Source organism: Variovorax sp. OAS795, from assembly GCF_040546685.1.
Taxonomy (GTDB): Bacteria; Pseudomonadota; Gammaproteobacteria; order Burkholderiales; family Burkholderiaceae_C; genus Variovorax.
In genome coordinates this window covers 3,365,391-3,383,334 of sequence record NZ_JBEPOH010000001.1, presented here as the reverse complement: position 1 = coordinate 3,383,334, position 17,944 = coordinate 3,365,391, and the positions used below count along the sequence as shown (strand labels likewise).

The window sequence follows — 17,944 nt, the reverse complement described above, 5'->3', positions numbered from 1 at the left end:
CCGCCCCATGTACATGCCCCCGCAGTTCAATGCCACGGACCCGGCCATCGCGCTGTCGCTGATGCGCGCCCATCCGTTCGCCAGCCTGGTCTCGAACGACGACGAGGGCCTGCCGTTCGTCAGCCACCTGCCGCTGGTGGCTCGGCAGGAGGAGGGCGGCCAGTTGGTGCTGCTCGGCCATTGCGCCAAGCCCAACCCGCATTGGCGCTACCTGCAGGCGCGCCCGCGGGCGGTGGTCACCTTCCTCGGACCGCATTCGTACCTCTCGCCCTCGGTCTACCCGGACCTCGCGCGCGTGCCGACCTGGAACTACCTGGCGGTGCATTGCACCGTGGAGGCCCGGCTGATCGAGGAGCCCGCGGCCAAGGATGCGTTGCTCAAGACGCTCATCGGGAAACATGAACCCGGCTACGCGCAGCAGTGGCGGGACCTGGGAGAAGAATTCCAGCTCAAGATGCTTGCCGGCATCGTGGGCTTCGCGCTGCGCGTGGATCAGCTGCAGTGCAAGGTCAAGCTCAACCAGCACCGGCGCGAATCGCATGCGGCCATGCACGCGGTCTACAGTGCCGGCACGGGCGACGAGAAGGCGCTGGCGATGTGGATGGAACGCCTCGGCATGACGGCCGGCACCGCTGCGACCGAGGGCCACTGACATGCGCATGTTCGGACTGCTCAGCCTGGTGCTCGCGCTGGTGATCGTCGGGATGCTCGCGAAGAAGCAGCTGGCCACGGCCGCGGCCCCGGTACTGCCGGCCGTGCCCGGAGCTGCCGCACCGGCGCCCGGCGAGGCGCCGGCCGATGGCCGCACGCGGGCCCGGCAGATGGAAAAGCAGGTCAAGGACGCGCTCGACGCCGCGGCGCAAGCGCGCAAGATGCCGGATGACAACTGAGCCGGCACTGCCTTCGCAGACCAGCGCCGACGCCCGATGGATGGCGCTGGCGCTCGCCGAGGCGCGCCGCGCGGCCGAAGCCGGCGAGGTGCCGGTCGGCGCGGTGCTGGTCCGCAACGGCCAGCTCGTGGCCACGGGGCGCAACGCGCCCGTCGCCCGCCATGACCCGAGCGCCCATGCCGAGATCGACGCGCTGCGCGCCGGTGCCGCCGCACTCGGCAACTACCGCCTCGACGGCTGCGAGCTGTTCGTCACGCTCGAGCCCTGTGCCATGTGCGCCGGCGCGATGCTGCATGCGCGGCTGGCGCGCGTGGTGTTCGGCGCGGCCGACCCGAAGACAGGCGCAGCCGGGTCGGTGCTCGATCTTTTTGCCGAACCGCGGCTGAACCACCGCACGCAGGTGCAGGGCGGCGTGCTGGCCGCGGAGTGCAGCGCGGTGCTGCAGCACTTCTTCCAGCAGCGGCGCGAAGCGGCGCGCGAGCAGGCCGAGCCCTTGCGCGACGATGCATTGCGCACGCCGGCCGAGCGCTTCGATGCGCTTGCGGACTACGCCTTCGCGCCGCACTACGTGCAGGACCTGCCCGCGCTGAATGGCTGGCGCATGCACTATGTCGACGAAGGCCCGGCCGACGCGCAGGCCGCCTGCTGCGTGTGCCTGCACGGCCCGGGCGAGTGGGGCTACTTCTTCCGCCACCTTGCCGGCACGCCGGGTCTGCGCACGCTGGTGCCCGACCTCGTCGGCTTCGGCAAGAGCGACAAGCCCAAGCGCGAAGCCGCCCATCCGCTCGAATGGCACTGCCAGGTGCTGGGCGAATGGCTCGACCGTGTGGCCCCGGCGCGCGCGGTGCTGGTGCACAGCGCCGCGGCTGCCGGACTTGCGGCGCTGCTGCAGGCGGCAAGGCCGGGCAAATTCGCGGCCGTGTTCCTCGCGCCCGAGGGCGGCGAACCGGTCGGCGCCGCCTGGCGCGCACCGTTCCCGGACCGCGGGTACCAGGCTGGGCTGCGCGCCCTCGGACCCATCGCATCGTCCTCCGGGCCTGATGCGGCGCAGGCGGCGCTGCTCGCACGGAAGGTGCGCAACGCAATGGGATACTCGGCGCCGTGACCAAGAAACACATCTACATCTACTCCCCCTCCAGTGCGATTCGCGACAAGGCCGCCTTCCGACGCGGCGTCGCCAGGCTCAAGGCCCTCGGCTACGAAGTCGAAATCGACGAAGCGGCGCTGGCCGCCTACCAGCGCTTTGCGGGCGACGACCAGACCCGGCTCGCGGCCATCGCACGCGCCGCCGCAAGCGGTGCCGACATTGCCCTGATCAGTCGCGGCGGCTATGGCCTCACGCGCATCCTCGACGCCATCCCCTACAAGGCGGTGGCCAAGGCCATCCAGCGGGGCACCGAATTCGTCGGGGTCAGCGACTTCACCGCGCTGCAGAGCGCGCTGCTCGCGAAGACCGGGGCCGTGACCTGGGCCGGTCCCGCGGTCGGCGAAGACTTTGGCGCGGAGGGCGGCGCCGACGACATCATGGAAGCCTGCTTCGACGACCTCGTGAGCGGGCAGGGCGAGGGCACCGGCTGGCGCATGCCGGTGCGCGATGCCGGCCTGAAGCTCAAGCCCGTGCACGACGCCACCCTGTGGGGCGGCAACCTCTGCGTGCTCACGAGCCTGCTCGGAACGCCGTATTTCCCGACGGTCGACAAGGGTGTGCTCTTCATCGAGGACACCAACGAGCATCCCTACCGCATCGAGCGCATGCTCGAACAGCTGCGCATGGCCGGTGTGCTGGCGCGGCAGCGCGCCATCGTGTTCGGGCAGTTCACCGGCATGCGAAAGGTGCCGGGCTACGACCGCGGTTTCGGCTTCGAATCGGTGGTGGACCGGCTGCGCGCCGCGCTCAAGGTGCCGGTGCTCAGCGGGCTGCCGTTCGGACACGTGCAGACCAAGGTGCTGCTTCCCGTGGGCGCCAAGGTGGAGCTGGCTGCCGAGGGGCGCGATGTCTTCATGGTGTGGGGCCACCGGCACGCCGATGGCCACGGCCATGCCCACGACGGGCACGCACACTGAGTTCAGCGCGGGATGCGCTGGTGCGCGCGCGGCCCCATCGAGCCGGGCAAGCCACCCTTGAACATGCTGTTGATGGCTTTCATCTGGTGGCGGGCAGCAGCCTCGCCGTCGATGGCGCTCAGCGCCACCAGCACGTCCTGGCGCAAATACCAGAGTGCCTCCACGTCGGTCGCAAAACGCACACGCTGGGCAATGCGCTGAACCGAATGGCCGCCATGGGCCTGCAGCACCGACAGCATCGCGGTCCGGATGCGCCCCAGCTGGCTTTCTCCCACGCGGCCAGACCCGAGGCCGGGGATTCCCAGAAGGCGGAGCAAGCGACGGAAGGACAGCATGGAGGCCAAAAACGAATTTGCCGGAAGCCTGGACGGTTGTTACCTTAAGCCTCCGACCGGCAATGCACAAGTTCTGGAACACTGTTTCTTGTCTGCATACAACACACTTTAGGCCTCACTTGTCATGCTGGCTGAAATAGGAGAACCAAAGGATTAGAAAAATGGCAGCGGTCAGCCTGCAAACGGGGCCTGTCGCGGGCAGCGCAGGGGTTAACGGGCGAACTCGCGGCGACTGGCTTCTAATACGTAGCCGAGCCATTCCCGCCATTCGAATTCTTTGCAAATGGGCGTCAATTCCACCGTCGTTTTCGCCGACCTGACCGGCAGTTCCAGGGTGTTCGAAGCCATGGGAAACGCGCGGGCCACGGAAACGGTGACGCGGCTCACGCAGTGGATCGGCAGCGTTTGCCAGGCACACGGCGGACGGGTCGTGAAGTCGCTGGGCGACGGCGTGTTCGCCATTTTTTCGAACGCCGCTGCGGCCACGCAGGCGGTGATCGAAATGCAGCGCTACCACCAGAAGCGCCTCATGGCATGGCCGGAGCCGCTGCGCATGGCATTGCAAATCGGGGTTGCCAGTGGCGAGGTGCTCGAGGTCGAGGGAGACTGCTTCGGCGATGCGGTCAACCTGGCGTCGCGCCTGAGCGACCTGGCCGGCCCGGGCCAGATCTGGGCCGCCGATGGCGTCGTTGCGCAACTGGGCGAAGTGGGTGTCCGGCACCGCGACCTGGGCCTCATCACCATTCGCGGGCGCAGCGAAATGTCGGCCGTCCACCGCATCGACTGGCAGGAGGAACTGACGTCCTTCCTGACGGTGCCGGCCGCGCTCACACCGATGCGGATGCCCGACTCGTCCTTCGGGCAGATCGAGCTCGCATGGCTGGACGTCCGCTCCACATTCCGCACCGAAGAACTCCCCATCCACCTGGGGCGCGTGAACGATGCCCAATTCATGGTCAACGATCCGCGCGTGTCGCGGCTGCATGCGCGCATCGAACTGCGCAGCGGCAGCTGCGTGCTGACCGACCTGAGCACCTATGGCACCTGGGTCCGGTTCCATGGCAATGGCGGGCCCAGCAACGAGATCGCGCTGCGCCGCGAGGAATGCGTGCTGCATGGCAGCGGCGAGATCGGCCTGGGCGCGCCGCTGAGCGATTTCACCGCGCCGACGATCGCCTTCAACACGGCCGATACCGAGGTGCATCTCTCGCGCCGCGAAGTCGCGCGCTAGCTGCCCCGGCGCTCAGTGCGCCGCGAGGATCGCGCTCAACTGGTCGATGTCGATGGGTTTCTGGAGGTGGTGGTCGAACAGGCCGCGCGCCGAAGCGCCCGCCGCGTCCTGCGCCGAGAAGCCCGAAATGGCAACGAGCAGCTTCGGTGCGCCTTCCGCTGTCCCCGCGCGCAACCGCCGCGCCACCTCGGTGCCCGGAAAATCGGGCAGCGTGAGGTCGATGAGCGCCGCATCGAAGCGCTCGGACGCGGCCGCATCGAGCGCCTGCTGGGCCGTGTAGGTGCAGCGGGCGGTGTGGTCCTGCAGCGTCAAGAGCTCCTGCAGCAGGTCTGCCGCAGCTTCGTTGTCGTCGACGATCAGCACATTCACTGGGCAAGCCTCAATCAGGAAAAAATCGAATACCGGAGTATCCCGGCCCGTGGCCGCGAATACCGTAGGAAGCCACCTACGCCCCCGCTTCCATTGCAGTCTTTGCCTCGGCCTGCAGCGGCAGCTCCACCTTGAACAGGGCGCCGTGGCCCGGCGTGCTTTCCACCTCGATCCGGCCGTTGTGCAGGTGCACGATCTTGCGCGTGATGTAGAGGCCGAGACCCAGGCCCGAGGCATGCTTGCGGCTGTCGTCGGTGCGTTCGAACTGCTCGAAGATGCGCTCATGGTCTTCGGGCGCAATGCCGATGCCCTGGTCGCGTACGGTGATGTGCGCAATGCCTGCCGCCTGGCTCAGCATCATCTCGACGGGCTTGCCGCGGCCGTATCGCAGTGCATTGGTCAGCAGGTTGGTCAGCACCTGCTCGATGCGGAACTCGTCCCACACGCCGCGCAGCTCGCCCGGCGCCTCGAGCGCAATCACGGAGCCTGCCGCTTCGGCCTGCTGCCTGAGGCCCTCCACCACGGCCCGCGCGAGCGCCGCCAAGTCGACGGGCTGGGGCTGGATGGACAGCGCATCGCGCCGCATGCGCGTCACGTCGAGCATGTCGTCGATCAGCCGCACCATGTTGCGGATCTGCCGCTGGTCGCGCGCGATCAGCGCCGGCAGCCGGTCTGGCGCGAAGGACTCCAGCCTGCCCTTGGACAGGTTCAGCTGCCGCAGCTGCGTTTCCAGGTAGAGCGTGTTGAGCGGTGTGCGCAGCTCGTGCGACACCATCGACATGAAGTCGTCGCGCATGCGCACCGCATGCTCGAGCTCGCGCTGCGTATGCCGCAGCTGCTCGACCAGCTCTTCCTGCATGTGGTGGGCGGCGGCGAGTTTTTCCATCTCCTGGCCGAGCGCCTTGCGGTGGCGATGCAGGTCGACGAACACGTTGACCTTGCTGGTGACTGCGTGCGGATCGAGCGGCTTGTGAAGGAAGTCGACGGCGCCGCTCTCGTAGCCCCGGAAGGCGTAGTTGAGCTCGCGGCCCGCCGCGCTCACGAAGATGATGGGAATGTGGCGCGTGCGCTCGGTGCCGCGCATCAGCTCGGCCAGCTCGAACCCGTTCATGCCGGGCATCTGCACGTCCAGGATCGCGAGCGCGAATTCATGGTCGAGCAGCAGCGCCAGGGCTTGCTCGGCGGACGTCGCGCGGTACACCGCGCGCCCGGGCCCGCGAATCAGGGCTTCGAGCGCGAGCAGGTTCTCGGGCAGGTCATCGACGATCAGCAGCTTGCTTTCGACGTCAATGGACATGGGCGGACTCCAGTTGCAAGAGCAGCGCGCGAAGCTCGCGCAGGGAAAGCACGTGATCGGGGGAATGCAAGGCGATGGCCGCTTCGGGCATGGTGGAAATCTGGGCTTCGTTGGGGTCCTGGACGGCGGTGATGCCGCCGGCCAGATGAATGCGCTGCAGGCCTTCGGCGCCGTCGTCGTTGGCGCCGGTGAGCAGGATGCCGGCAAGGGCCGGGCCGTAGGCGTCAGCCGCGGACGCCATCAGCACGTCGATCGATGGCCGCGAGAAGCGCACCGGCGGCTCGCAGCTGAGCGAGAAACGGCGGTCGCGTTCGATCGACAGATGGTAGCCGGGCGGCGCGAAATACACATGCCCGGGCGACAGCGGCATCTTGTCGCCGGCCTCGTGCACCGGCACGGGCAGGCGCTCGGCGAAGATCTCGGCCAGGTGGCTCTCGTGCCCTTCGGGCAGGTGCAGCACCACCACCAGCGAGAGATGCCATGGCACCGGAAGGTCGTGCAGCATGCGCAGCAGCGCCTCGATGCCGCCGGCGGAGGCGCCGAGCACCGCCGCCTCGATGCGCCGGCCCGGAGAAGGGGTGGCGTTGGGTTTCATGTGGCCTTGCGGTAGATGCGTTCCGGCTTCGAATGCGCGTCGAAGCGCTCCGAATAGCCCGAGAAATCGATACTCTCCTTGGCGCCCAGGCCCAGGAAGCCGCGGTGGCAGAGCGACTCGTGGAACAGGCCCAGCGCGCGGTCCTGCAACTCGCGGTTGAAGTAGATGAGCACGTTGCGGCACGACACGAACTGCGTCTCGGCAAACACGCTGTCGGTGGCCAGGCTGTGGTCGGCAAAGATCACGTCGGCGCACAGCGACGGGTCGAAGCGGGCGGCCTCGTAGGCGGCCGTGTAGTAGTCGGAGAACGCGTTGCGCCCGCCCGCGCGCTGGTAGTTGGCCGTGTAGCCCCGGATCGCGTCGATGGGAAAGATGCCCTGGCGCGCCTTCTCGAGCGAGGCCGGGTTGATGTCGGTCGCATAGATCTGCGTGCGCTCGAGCAAGCCTTCTTCGCGCAACAGGATGGCGAGCGAAAAAACCTCTTCGCCGGTGCTGCAGCCGGCCACCCACACCTTGACCGAGGGGTAGGTGTGCAGGATCGGCACCACGTGCTGGCGCAGCGCCAGGAAGTAGGCCGGATCGCGGAACATCTCGCTCACGGGGATCGTCAGGTACTGCAACAGCCGGCCGAAGAGCCCCGGGTCGCGCAGCACTTTTTCCTGCAGCGCCGAGATGCTCGGCAGTCCGAGCTGCGCCAGCGCGTGCAGCACGCGCCGCTTCTGCGAGGCCAGGGTGTAGTTGCGGAAGTCGTAGCTGTACTTGAGGTAGATCGCCTCCATCAGCAGGCGCAGCTCGATCTCCGTATTGCTGAGCGGAGAGGGCAGGGGCGAGGGCGTGGAGGGGCGGGTCACAGCCGTTCCATTTTCGGCATCCACACGCGCAGAAGCGAGAACAGCCGCTCCAAATCCACAGGCTTGGCCAGGTAGTCGCTGGCGCCGGCGGCCAGGCACTGCTCGCGGTCGTCCTTCATGGCCTTGGCGGTGATGGCGATCACCGGCAGCTTCTCGAAGCGCGGGTCGGCGCGCAGCCGGCGCGTGGCCTCCAGGCCATCCATCTCCGGCATCATGACGTCCATCAGCACCAGGTCGATCTCGGGCACCTGCCCGAGCTTTTCGAGCGCCTCGCGGCCATTGCGGCCGATTTCCACCACCGCGCCGCGCTGCTCCAGCGCGCTGGTCAGCGCGAAGATGTTGCGCACGTCGTCGTCCACCAGCAGGATGGTGCGGCCCTCGAAGATGCGGTCGCGCCCGCGCGCAGCCTTGAGCATGCCCTGGCGCTCGCTGGAAAGCTCGGCTTCCACCTTGTGCAGGAACAAGGTCACCTCGTCGAGCAGGCGTTCCGGCGAGCGCGCGCCCTTGATGATGATCGAGCGCGAATAGCGCTGCAGCTCGGCCTCCTCGTCGCGCGTGAGGTTGCGGCCGGTATAGACGATGACGGGCGGGAACGAGACGATCTCTTCGGCCGCCATGCGCTTGAGCAGTTCGCCGCCCTGCATGTCCGGCAGGTGCAGGTCGGTGATCATGCAGTCGAAGACGCGCTTGCGCAGCAGCTCGAGCGCCTCTTCGCCCGAGCCCACGGCGATGATCTCGATGTCTTCGTCGCCGATCAGCCGGATCACGCTTTCGCGCTGCAGCGCGTCGTCCTCGACCAGCAGCACGGTCTTGACCTTCTGCGTGAGCTTGTCCTCGAGCCGGGCGAACACCTGCATCAGCTCTTCGCGCGTGGCCGGCTTCTGCGCGTAGCCGATGGCCCCCATGTGCAGCGCCGCGGCCTGCGCGTTGTCTGCGGCCGAGACCACGTGGATCGGAATGTGGCGCGTGCGGGGCGAATCCTTCAGGCGCTGCAGCACGTCCAGGCCGGTGCTGTCCGGCAGGCGCATGTCCAGCAGGATGGCGTCGGGCAGGAACTGCTGCGCCAGCTCGAAGCCGTCGGCCGCACCATGCGCCACCAGGCAGCGGTAGCCGAGCTCGTGCGCCAGGTCGTAGAGGATGTGCGCGAACTGCGGCTCGTCCTCGATCACCAGCACACGGCGCACCTGGTCGCGCGGCAGGGCACGGTCGTCGGAGAACTGCGGCGGCGGGGCCGCGACCGGCGCAGCGCCATGCCCGTGCGACACGGAGGACGTGAAGGGCGAGGGCGCGCGAGCCGCCGAAGCCGCTGCAGGCTTGGGCACCGGGGCCGGCCCGCGCTCGGACGCCTGCGGCGCCACCGCCGGGAGCTGCAGCGTGAAGGTGCTGCCCTGGCCGGGCTGGCTCTGCACCGACAGCGTTCCGCCCAGAAGCCGGGTGAGGTCGCGCGAGATCGAAAGGCCGAGGCCGGTGCCGCCGTAGCGGCGACTCGTGGTGCCGTCGGCCTGGTGAAAGGCTTCGAAGATCAGCCCCTGCTGTTCGGGCGCAATGCCGATGCCCGAGTCGGAAACCGCGAACACCGCGCCGCCCTCAGGTGCGGCGGAAACCACCAGCGCCACTTCGCCGCTGTCGGTGAACTTGAGCGCATTGGACAGCAGGTTCTTGAGGATCTGCTCGACACGGTGGCGGTCGGTCGCCAGCGAAGCGGGCACGTCCGGATGCATCGTCAGCTTGAAGCCCAGGCGCTTCTCGGCCGCGAGCGGGCCGAAGGTGCGCTCCAGGCTCTGGGCCAGCCTGTCGAGCGCCACATCCTCGATCACGACTTCGAGCTTGCCCGCCTCGACCTTGGAGATGTCGAGGATGTCGTTGATCAGCACCAGCAGGTCGTTGCCCGACGAGTAGATCGATTCCGCGAACTTCACCTGCTCGGGGCTCAGGTTGCCCTGCGGGTTGTCGCCGAGCAGCTTGGCCAGGATCAGCGCGCTGTTGAGCGGGGTGCGCAGCTCGTGCGACATGTTGGCGAGGAATTCCGACTTGTAGCGGCTGGCGCGCTGCAGCTCGTCGGCCCGGTCTTCGAGGTCGCGCTGCACGCGGCGCAGCGCGGCGTTGCGCTGGTCCAGCGCCTCGGTGCGCTCGGAGAGCTGGCTGTTGGTCTGCTCCAGCTCGGCCTGCTGGTTTTCCAGCATGGCCTGCGAGGCCCGCAGCGCGCGCGACTGCTCCTCGAGTTCCTCGTTGGCCGTGCGCAGTTCTTCCTGCTGCACCTGCAGTTCCTCGTTGAGCTGCTGCGTTTCGGCCAGCGCATCCTGCAGCTGTTCGCGGTAGCGCGCCGCCGCGAGAGAAGCGCCGATGTCCTCGGCCACCAGGTCGAGCAGTTCGTTGGTCCGCGCGTCGGGTGGGCCGGGCAGGCCGAGCTCGACCACGCCATTCACGAGGCCGTCGCTCGACACCGGCACCAGCAGCACGGCCGAAGGAGCCATTTCGCCGAGGCCGGAATTGACCTTCAGGTAATCGGCCTGGATGGGCTCCACCAGCATGCGCCGCCGCTCGGCCGCGGCCTGGCCGACCAAGCTCTGCGTGGGCGAGAAGACCTGCGGCGTGGCCTCGGCCTCCATCGAGAAGCCGTAGCTCGCGGCACGGCGCAGCGTGCCGTGGCGTTCCCTCACGTACAGCGCGCCGACCGCGCTGCCCAGGCGCCGCGAGAAGAACGCGAGCACCTTGCGGCCGAGGTCGTTCGCGCTCAACTCGCCGACGAGTTCGCCCACCAGTTCGGTCTGCGCGCTGCGCAGCCAGGCCTGCTGCGCGAGCCGCTCGGCATGCCCGGCCTGCTCCTGGAGCACCGCGTCGTAGCTGGCCGACAGCCTCATGAGCTGCCGCCGGCCGAAGTAGGCCACCAGGCCCGTGAACACCAGCGTGAAGAGCATGAAGACGCCCACCACCATCCAGCTCGTGCGATTGGCCTCCTCGTTGCGCTGGAAGCGCAGGCCCTGTTCGGTGTCCATGAACGCCGTGAACTCCGCGCGCATGTCGTCGGTCAGCCGCTTGCCCCGGCCCTGCCGCACCAGCTGCTGGTAGTCGCCACCGCTGCGGCGTGCGGCGATCATCTCGCGTGCGAATTCGTTCCATTCGGCTTGCAGCGCGGCGATGCGGCCGACCCGCTCACCCTGCTGCCGGTTGTCCGACACCTGGCCCCTGAGCGATTCGATGTCGCCCTTGATCCGTGGCAGGGCGCTCTGGTACGGTTCGAGAAAACTCTCCTCGCCGGTGATGAGGAATCCGCGCAGGCCGGTTTCCATGTCGATGGTGCGGCGCTGCAGTTCGGTCGCGGTGCGCACGACGCGATCGGTGGATTCGACCCGGCTGATGGCCGACAGCAGGAACACGATCAGCGCGACGAACACCAGCGCCCCGACCAGGCCACCCAGCAGGGGCCACTTGAGGTTGCGGCTCAGGAGGCGCTCGAAATCATCGGGGTCGATCGCGGTCGGAGTTTTCATTCACGGAAAGATTTGTAAGCAAAACTTTTCAAGTTTTGCCCAAATCAGAGGTCCTTTGTGTCGGAGAAGGCCCCGAGACGCTTATTGCGGCACAGGGCTCTGCCGGGGCAGTTATACTGTTGTTTTATACAGCACGCAGTGACCACGGATCTTTCCACAAAGCCGCAGGTGGTGCCGCCCGACGATGCCCGCACGGTGTCCGTCAAGGCGCTGTGCGCCTTCGGTGCCAAGGCAGGCGACCTCGACCTGCGATTCGTGCCCGCGCCCAGTGCGCTGGAGGGCATGGCCGGCCACGCGCTCGTGCAGGGCCGGCGCGGCGAAAGCTACCAGAGCGAAGTGGCGCTGGTCTCGCATTGCGGCGCACTCAGGGTGCGGGGCCGCGCCGACGGCTACGACCCGCGCGCACCGCGGGTCGAAGAAATCAAGACCTTCCGCGGCGATTTCGACGCGATCCGCGGGAACCACCGCGCACTGCACTGGGCCCAGGCCCGTACCTACGGCTGGATGCTGTGCGAACTGCACGGCCATGAGCGCATCACCGTCGCACTGGTGTACCTCGACCTTGCAACAGGCGAGGAAACCGTGCTGGAAGAAGAGCACGACCGCACGGCGCTGCAGGCGCACTTCGAGCGCCTGTGCGCGCGCTACAGCGACTGGGCGCAGAGCGAAGCCGCGCACCAAGCCTTGCTGGGCAGCGCGCTCGGCGCCCTCGCATTTCCGCATGGAAAATTCCGCGCCGGACAGCGCGAACTGGCCGAGGCCGTCTACCGTGCGGCGGTGAACGGCCGCTGCCTCATGGCGCAGGCGCCCACCGGCATCGGCAAGACGCTGGCCACGCTGTTTCCGCTGCTGAAGGCGCGCGCCGCGCGCAAGATCGACAGGATCTTCTTTCTCACCGCCAAGACCTCGGGCCGGGCCGTGGCACTCGATGCCTTGCGCGTGCTGGGAAAAGGCGCCCCGGTGCGCGTGCTCGAGCTCACCGCGCGGGACAAGGTCTGCGAGTACCCCGATCGGGCGTGCAACGGCGATTCGTGTCCGCTCGCCAAGGGCTTCTACGACCGGTTGCCCGCGGCGCGCGAAGACGCCGCGCGCGCCCCCCGGCTCGACCGGCAGTCGCTGCGTCACATCGCGCTGGCGCACACCGTGTGCCCCTATTTCCTGGCGCAGGAAATGGCCCACTGGTGCGACGTGATCGTCGGCGACTACAACTACTACTTCGACGGCAGCGCCTTTCTCTACGCCACCATGAAAGACGCCGACTGGCGCGCGGCCGTGCTGGTCGACGAGGCGCACAACCTGCTGGAACGCGCGCGCGGCATGTACACCGCGCAGCTCGACGGCCCGGCGCTCGAGGAAGCCCACCGCGCCGCGCCTGCCACGGTGCGCGGCGCACTCGGCCGGCTGTACCGCGAGTGGGACACGGTGCAGCAATCGCAGACCGAGTCGTACGACACCGCCGACGAGATACCCGAACGCTTCGCGCGCGCCTTGCAGGCGGCCAACACTGCCATGGGCGAGTACTTCGCCGCCACGCCGGATGCCGCGCAAGGCCCGCTGCAGCGCTTCTTCTTCGATGCACTGCAGTTCGCCCGGCTCGCCGAAGCCTTCGACGACCACTCGGTGTTCGAGCGCACGCTGGGGCCCGCGCAAGACCAGCAGCAGCGCAGCCTGGCGATCCGCAACCTCGTGCCCGCGCCGTTCCTCGAACCGCGCTTTGCCGAGGCCAGCTCCGTCACCTGCTTCTCGGGCACCCTGTCTCCGTTCGGGTTCTACCGCGATGCACTCGGCCTGCCGCCGGAAACGCTGCTGCTCGATGTCGCCTCGCCGTTCCACGGCCACCAATTGCGGGTCGAGGTGGCCACCCACGTGTCGACCCGGTTCCGCGATCGCGCGGGCTCGCTGCGCAGCGTGGCGGAGATCATCGGTGCCCAGTTCGAGCGCCTGCCGGGCAACTACCTCGCGTTCTTCAGCAGCTTCGACTACCTGGAAAAAGCCTGCGCCGCGTTCCTCGCGAGGCACCCCGGGGTGCCGGTCTGGGCGCAGACGCGCGGCATGGCCGAGGCCGAGCGCCACGACTTCGTCGCGCGCTTCGAGGTGGGCGGCCGGGGCATCGGCTTCGCCGTGCTCGGCGGCGCGTTCGGCGAAGGCATCGACCTGCCCGGCAGCCGCCTGGTCGGCGCCTTCGTCGCGAGCCTGGGACTGCCGCAGTACAACGCCCTGAACGAAATCACGCGCGAGCGCATGCAGGCGCGCTTCGGCAAGGGCTACGAATACACCTACCTCTATCCCGGCCTGCAAAAGGTGGTGCAGGCGGCCGGCCGGGTCATTCGCACCGAGCAGGACCGGGGCGTGCTGCACCTGCTGGACGACCGCTTTGCGCGCGCCGAGATCCGCGAGTTGCTGCCGCCGTGGTGGGAGTTGCGCCTGGGCGGCGCGCAAGCGGCAGGCAAGAAAGGAGAGAGCGCCGATGCGGTCCGCTAGCCGCGTCCAGTTGGCCGACGAGCCCGACCTGTTCGGTGAGGCGCCGGCAACGGCCATCGAAGGGCTGCGCTACGAGCGCGAATTTCTCACGCACGCCGAGGAGGACGCGCTGCTGCGCATCGTGCAGGAATTTCCGCTGCGCGAGATGCGCTACAAGGAATACACGGCGCGCCGGCGCGGCATCGGATTCGGCGGCAGCTACGACTTCGACAACCACCGCCTGCGCCCCGGTCCGCCGCTGCCGGAGGCGCTGCACCCGCTGCGCGCAAGAGTGGCGGCATGGATGGGCATGGCGCCCGAAGACTTCACGCACGTGCTGCTGTCCGAATACCGGCCCGGCACGCCGCTCGGCTGGCACCGCGACGTGCCCGACTTCGAGGACATCGTGGGCGTCTCTCTCCGCAGCAGCGCGGTCATGCAGCTGCGGCCGTATCCGCCGGCCAGTGCGTCCGCGCCCGCCAGCCTGCAGTTGCTGATCGAACCGCGCTCCATCTACATGCTGCGCGGCGAGGCGCGCTGGGCGTGGCAGCACAGCATTGCGCCGACCGAGGCGCTGCGCTATTCCATCACCATGCGCACCCGGCGCCGGGCATGACTTGCGGCCGGCTTCGGTGACGAAGGCTGTCCTGCGGCAAGTTTTCTTGCCGCCTTCTTCACCAGGCTGGACGCGACCGACAGGTCCTTGAGCCAGGCGGCCCATGCGGCTTCGCGTTGCGCGGGGTCGCCGCGCAGCAGGGCGGAGGGGTGCAGCGTGACCAGCACGCGGCGGCCCGTCGCCTCGTCCTCGAGCCACCGGCCGCGCTCCTTCATCACCGCGACCGGGCGGCGCAGCAGGGAGCGCGCGGCTGTCGCGCCCAACGCGAGAAAGGCCTGCGGCCGCACGAGATCCATTTCACTCTCCAGCCAGTGGTGGCAGGCTTCGGCCTCGCGCTGGCCCGGTGTCTTGTGGATGCGGCGCTTGCCGCGCAGCTCGTACTTGAAATGCTTCACCGCGTTGGTCACGTAGTGCTGTTCGCGCGACCAGCCGAGCTCGGCGACGGCGCGGTCGAACAGCTTGCCCGCAGGGCCGACGAAAGGGCGGCCCACCAGGTCTTCCTTGTCGCCCGGCTGCTCGCCCACCACCATCAACACTGCGCCGACAGGACCTTCGCCGAACACCGACTGCGTGGCGGGCTCGCCCAGCGGGCACTCCCGGCACGCGTCCGTGGCCACGCTCAGCGCCTTGAGCGCGGCAGTGGCTTCGTTGCGATGGGACACGGCGACCGATCCTTCCAAGCTTCATTCGGGCCGCACAAAAAGTCAGTGCTTCGCGGCCTTCAGGAAGAGTTGTTGACGAGCCTTCCTTGTCCATCCACGGTCCCCCCAGCGGTGTCGGAATGGACCCACGGCGGGCGTCGTCCAAGCCTCATGCCGGGCACGGCCGAACGGGCGGAACGCAGAAGGCACCTTGAATATTTCAGATCGGACAGGTCTGCGTCCGATCTCGGGATTTACCGTGGGGTGGTGGGTAAGTACCCGACATTCGCCAGCTTTCTTTGTCGCCGCCAAGACAACTTGCATCCTCCTCGGTGGCTCCCCTTTGCATCGCAAGCCGCCCAGCTGCGCGATGTCGTTCCGAACGGGCCGTGTACGCCGCCCTACGTCGCTGAAACCCGCGCTTTTTCACCCGCGCGCCATCGGTTTGCCGCAGCGGATTTGCACCGATACCATCCCGCGCCTCGCCCCCACGGAATGCCTGGATGCCACCGACGAACGCTTCTTCCCCGATGCCCCCGGCGTCGAAAAATGCCGCCTGGCAACAACGCAGCAGGCGCCATGTCTGGCACCCGTGCACGCAGAGCATCCGGCTCGAAGCGGTGCCGCCGTTGCCCATGGCACGCGGGGAGGGCGTCTGGCTGTATGACCACGACGGGCACCGGTACATGGACGCGACAAGTTCGTGGTGGGTCAACCTCTTCGGCCATGCGCATCCGGCCATCAACGCCGCGCTCAAGGACCAGCTCGACAAGCTTGCGCATGTGATGCTGGCCGGCTGCACGCACGCGCCGGCCGTCGAACTGGCCGAGCGGCTCGCCGCGCTGACCGGCCACGCACTGGGCCATTGCTTCTATGCCTCCGACGGCGCATCGGCGGTGGAGATCGCATTGAAGATGAGCTTCCACGCATGGCGCAATGCGGGTCGCAGTGGCAAGCAGGCGTTCGTCGCGGTGCGGCGCGGCTACCACGGCGAAACGCTGGGCGCGCTGCACGTGACCGACGTGCCGGTGTTCCGCGACGCTTATGCGCCCTTGCTCGCGAACGCGCACCTGGTCGCCTCGCCCGACGCACGGACCGCACGGCCGGGGGAGGACGCCCTTGCCGTGGCGCGCCGCGCAGCCGCCGAGCTCGAAGCGCTGCTGGCCGAGCGGCATGCATCGATTGCCGCGGTGATCGTCGAGCCGCTGGTGCAATGCGCCACCGGCATGGCGATGCATGACCCCGAGTACCTGCGCCTCGTGCGCGCGCTGTGCGACCGCTACGAGGTGCACCTCATCGCCGACGAGATTGCGGTCGGCTGCGGGCGCACCGGCACTTTCTTCGCGTGCGAGCAGGCCGGCATCTGGCCCGACTTTCTCTGCCTGTCCAAAGGCATCAGCGGCGGCTATTTGCCGCTCGCGCTGGTGATGACGCGCGACGCGATCTACGAAGGCTTCGTGGACGACGACGTGGCGCGCAGCTTCCTGCATTCCCATTCCTACACCGGCAATGCGCTGGCCTGCCGCGCGGCCATTGCGACGCTCGACCTGTTCGAGCAGGAAGACGCGCTGCATCGCAACCGCGCGCGCGCCGAACGGTTGATGGGCCGGCTGCGCGAAGGGCTCCCCGGCATGCCCGTCGATCACCTGCGCCAGCGCGGGATGATCACGGCTTTCGACGTGCGCGAGCCCGGTGTCCGGTTCGCGGAGCGCTTTCACATGGCCGCACGCGCGAACGGTCTGCTGATGCGCCCGATCGGTGCGACCGTCTACCTCATGCCGCCCTATGCGATCGGCGACGGCGAGATCGACCTGCTGGTCGACGCCACGCTGGCGACGCTGCAGGCCGTGGCCGCGTCCAGCCAGGCAGAAGGGGGCCGCGATGTCGCGCTTGCTTGACCGCCTGGAGGACGAGATCGGCGCGCTCGACGCGAAATCGCTGCGGCGCCGCCGGCAGATCGCGGAATCGGCCTGCGCACCCGAGCAATCGCTGACGCTGGCCGGCGCCGGCGCGCCGCGCACCATGCTGGGCTTCAGCAGCAACGACTATCTCGGGCTTGCCGCGCATCCGGCGCTGGCCGCCGCGCTGGCCGAAGGCGCGGCGCGCTATGGCACGGGCAGCGGCGGCTCGCACCTGATCCTCGGCCATTCGCGCGCGCACGCCGAGCTCGAGGAGCGGCTGGCCGGCTGGATGGCGCCGCACATTCCGGAGGCCCGCAGCCTTTTCTTCTGCACCGGCTACATGGCCAACCTCGCGGTGCTGTCGGCGCTCGGCGGCGCCGAGGCGGTGATCTTTTCCGAGTCGCTCAACCATGCGTCGCTGATCGACGGTGCGCGGCTGGCCAAGGCACGGGTCGAGCGCTATCTGCACTGCGACGTGGCGGCGCTCGATGCGCAGCTCGGCGCCTGCGACGCGCCGGTCAAGCTGATCGTGAGCGATGCAGTGTTCAGCATGGACGGCAACATCGCCCCCGTCGCCGAACTGCTCGCGCTGGCCGAGCGGCACGACGCCTGGCTGGTGCTGGACGACGCGCACGGCTTCGGCGTGCTGGGCGCCACGGGGCGCGGCGTGCTGCAGGCCATGGGCCTCTGCTCGGAGCGGCTGGTGCTCATCGGCACGCTTGGCAAGGCGGCCGGTGTGTCCGGCGCTTTCGTGGCGGCGCACCGCACCGTCATCGACTACCTTGTGCAGCGTGCGCGGCCCTACATCTTCACCACCGCCGCGCCGCCGGCCATCGCGCATGCGCTGCTCGCGAGCCTCGCGTTGATCGAAGGGGAGGAAGGCGGGATTCGCCGCGCCCGTCTGCAGGCGCGCATCGGGCAGCTGCGCCGGGGCCTCGGAGCGATCCTGCCGCCGGACGGCAGCGCCTGGCTGCCCGATTCGCCCACCGCCATCCAGCCGCTGATCGTCGGCGACAACGCACGCGCGATGCAGGCCATGGCGCGGCTCGATGCGCATGGCCTGCGCGTCGGCGCGATCCGCCCGCCGACCGTGCCCGCGGGCACCGCGCGGCTGCGGATCACGCTGTCGGCCAGCCACAGCGAGGCCGACGTGGCGCGGCTGCTCGACGCCATGGGCGACGCCTTGGCCGTGCGGGGGTGAAC

The 17,944-nt window shown here is 68.6% G+C and carries 16 protein-coding genes; 9 read left to right on the top strand and 7 right to left on the bottom strand.

What is annotated here, in order from left to right:
• Positions 1 to 7 precede the first annotated feature (7 nt).
• Genes ABID97_RS16335 through ABID97_RS16320 form a run of 4 tightly spaced genes read left to right on the top strand, consistent with a single transcriptional unit; the run spans position 8 to position 2,954 of the window.
• Positions 8 to 652 (top strand): FMN-binding negative transcriptional regulator, encoded by a 645-nt coding sequence (locus ABID97_RS16335; protein ID WP_354399487.1) that lies wholly within the window; start codon positions 8 to 10, stop codon positions 650 to 652.
• A 1-nt stretch (position 653) separates the two neighbouring features.
• A complete protein-coding gene (locus tag ABID97_RS16330; protein ID WP_354399486.1) occupies positions 654 to 890 on the top strand; it encodes a hypothetical protein in 237 nt (78 codons plus the stop codon).
• Complete coding sequence (gene tadA / locus ABID97_RS16325; RefSeq protein WP_354399485.1) at positions 880 to 1,995, top strand: tRNA adenosine(34) deaminase TadA; 1,116 nt, start codon at positions 880 to 882, stop codon at positions 1,993 to 1,995. Before ABID97_RS16330 ends, tadA begins: the two co-directional genes overlap by 11 nt.
• Positions 1,992 to 2,954, top strand: a complete 963-nt coding sequence (locus ABID97_RS16320) for an LD-carboxypeptidase (RefSeq protein WP_354399484.1) — start codon at positions 1,992 to 1,994, stop codon at positions 2,952 to 2,954. Before tadA ends, ABID97_RS16320 begins: the two co-directional genes overlap by 4 nt.
• Before the next feature lie 2 nt (positions 2,955 to 2,956).
• Here the strand turns inward: ABID97_RS16320 and ABID97_RS16315 are convergent, their stop codons facing one another.
• Complete coding sequence (locus tag ABID97_RS16315; RefSeq protein ID WP_354399483.1) at positions 2,957 to 3,229, bottom strand: hypothetical protein; 273 nt, start codon at positions 3,227 to 3,229, stop codon at positions 2,957 to 2,959.
• 343 nt (positions 3,230 to 3,572) lie between these two features.
• Here ABID97_RS16315 and ABID97_RS16310 point away from each other — a divergent pair, with 343 nt between their 5' ends.
• Positions 3,573 to 4,520 (top strand): adenylate/guanylate cyclase domain-containing protein, encoded by a 948-nt coding sequence (locus ABID97_RS16310; RefSeq protein WP_354399482.1) that lies wholly within the window; start codon positions 3,573 to 3,575, stop codon positions 4,518 to 4,520.
• 12 nt (positions 4,521 to 4,532) lie between these two features.
• On the opposite strand, the gene ABID97_RS16305 is transcribed toward ABID97_RS16310, so the two are convergent.
• The 5 genes from ABID97_RS16305 to ABID97_RS16285 all read right to left on the bottom strand — a co-directional run bounded on the left by ABID97_RS16305 (position 4,533) and on the right by ABID97_RS16285 (position 11,123).
• Positions 4,533 to 4,889 carry a response regulator gene (locus ABID97_RS16305; protein WP_354399481.1) on the bottom strand — a complete coding sequence of 119 codons (357 nt, stop codon included), beginning with the start codon at positions 4,887 to 4,889 and terminating at the stop codon, positions 4,533 to 4,535.
• A 76-nt stretch (positions 4,890 to 4,965) separates the two neighbouring features.
• On the bottom strand, positions 4,966 to 6,186 hold the full coding sequence (locus tag ABID97_RS16300) for a hybrid sensor histidine kinase/response regulator (RefSeq protein ID WP_354399480.1): 1,221 nt from the start codon (positions 6,184 to 6,186) through the stop codon (positions 4,966 to 4,968).
• Positions 6,176 to 6,781 (bottom strand): chemotaxis protein CheB, encoded by a 606-nt coding sequence (locus ABID97_RS16295; RefSeq protein WP_354399479.1) that lies wholly within the window; start codon positions 6,779 to 6,781, stop codon positions 6,176 to 6,178. Before ABID97_RS16295 ends, ABID97_RS16300 begins: the two co-directional genes overlap by 11 nt.
• The gene (locus tag ABID97_RS16290; RefSeq protein ID WP_354399478.1) at positions 6,778 to 7,632 is read right to left on the bottom strand and encodes a CheR family methyltransferase; all 855 of its coding nucleotides are present in this window, start codon (positions 7,630 to 7,632) and stop codon (positions 6,778 to 6,780) included. Before ABID97_RS16290 ends, ABID97_RS16295 begins: the two co-directional genes overlap by 4 nt.
• On the bottom strand, positions 7,629 to 11,123 hold the full coding sequence (locus ABID97_RS16285) for a response regulator (RefSeq protein WP_354399477.1): 3,495 nt from the start codon (positions 11,121 to 11,123) through the stop codon (positions 7,629 to 7,631). Before ABID97_RS16285 ends, ABID97_RS16290 begins: the two co-directional genes overlap by 4 nt.
• A gap of 138 nt (positions 11,124 to 11,261) precedes the next feature.
• Here ABID97_RS16285 and ABID97_RS16280 point away from each other — a divergent pair, with 138 nt between their 5' ends.
• Both ABID97_RS16280 and ABID97_RS16275 read left to right on the top strand, forming a co-directional pair.
• Positions 11,262 to 13,604 carry a helicase C-terminal domain-containing protein gene (locus ABID97_RS16280; RefSeq protein WP_354399476.1) on the top strand — a complete coding sequence of 781 codons (2,343 nt, stop codon included), beginning with the start codon at positions 11,262 to 11,264 and terminating at the stop codon, positions 13,602 to 13,604.
• Positions 13,591 to 14,199 carry an alpha-ketoglutarate-dependent dioxygenase AlkB gene (locus tag ABID97_RS16275; protein ID WP_354399475.1) on the top strand — a complete coding sequence of 203 codons (609 nt, stop codon included), beginning with the start codon at positions 13,591 to 13,593 and terminating at the stop codon, positions 14,197 to 14,199. Before ABID97_RS16280 ends, ABID97_RS16275 begins: the two co-directional genes overlap by 14 nt.
• Here ABID97_RS16275 and ABID97_RS16270 read toward each other — a convergent pair.
• Positions 14,163 to 14,861, bottom strand: coding sequence for a UdgX family uracil-DNA binding protein (locus ABID97_RS16270; protein WP_354399474.1), 699 nt, complete (start codon positions 14,859 to 14,861; stop codon positions 14,163 to 14,165). The genes ABID97_RS16275 and ABID97_RS16270 overlap by 37 nt on opposite strands.
• A 482-nt stretch (positions 14,862 to 15,343) precedes the next feature.
• On the opposite strand from ABID97_RS16270, the gene bioA reads away from it, so the two are divergent.
• Together bioA and bioF are read left to right on the top strand one after the other, a co-directional pair.
• Positions 15,344 to 16,738, top strand: a complete 1,395-nt coding sequence (gene bioA, locus ABID97_RS16265; protein WP_354399473.1) for an adenosylmethionine--8-amino-7-oxononanoate transaminase — start codon at positions 15,344 to 15,346, stop codon at positions 16,736 to 16,738.
• Positions 16,722 to 17,942 carry an 8-amino-7-oxononanoate synthase gene (gene bioF, locus ABID97_RS16260; protein ID WP_354399472.1) on the top strand — a complete coding sequence of 407 codons (1,221 nt, stop codon included), beginning with the start codon at positions 16,722 to 16,724 and terminating at the stop codon, positions 17,940 to 17,942. The genes bioA and bioF overlap by 17 nt, the downstream gene beginning before the upstream one ends.
• Positions 17,943 to 17,944 lie beyond the last annotated feature (2 nt).